This window comes from Gilvimarinus gilvus (assembly GCF_030518155.1).
In the GTDB taxonomy this organism is placed as follows: domain Bacteria; phylum Pseudomonadota; class Gammaproteobacteria; order Pseudomonadales; family Cellvibrionaceae; genus Gilvimarinus; species Gilvimarinus gilvus.
The window spans coordinates 1-319 of record NZ_JAULRU010000157.1 but is presented as its reverse complement, the minus strand read 5'-3'; the positions used below and the strand labels follow the sequence as shown (position 1 = coordinate 319).

General features: G+C 36.1%; 1 protein-coding gene. It reads right to left on the bottom strand.

All coding sequences use genetic code 11. The annotated features are described in order from the left end of the window. Positions 1–319, bottom strand: a 319-nt coding sequence (locus QWI17_RS01245; RefSeq protein WP_441294576.1) for a MutS-related protein, incomplete at both ends; no start/stop codon positions are given.

Here is a 319-nt window from a genome sequence, read left to right as displayed (position 1 = left end):
AATACCATCGTACGTAGAAGTCCCTCGACCAATTTCATCCAACAAAATCAAACTTCGTTCCGAAATGTTATTTAAAATACTTGCCGTTTCATTCATTTCGACCATAAACGTCGATTCGCCTGACGAAATATTATCTGAAGCACCAACTCGAGTAAAAACTTTGTCAATAATTCCTAAATCTGCTGCTTGTGCTGGAACAAAACTTCCTATTTGCGCCATCAAAACAATCAAAGCAGTTTGACGTAAAAGTGCCGATTTACCAGACATATTTGGTCCAGTAATCATAATAATTTGTTGATGATCTGAATTTAACTCAACA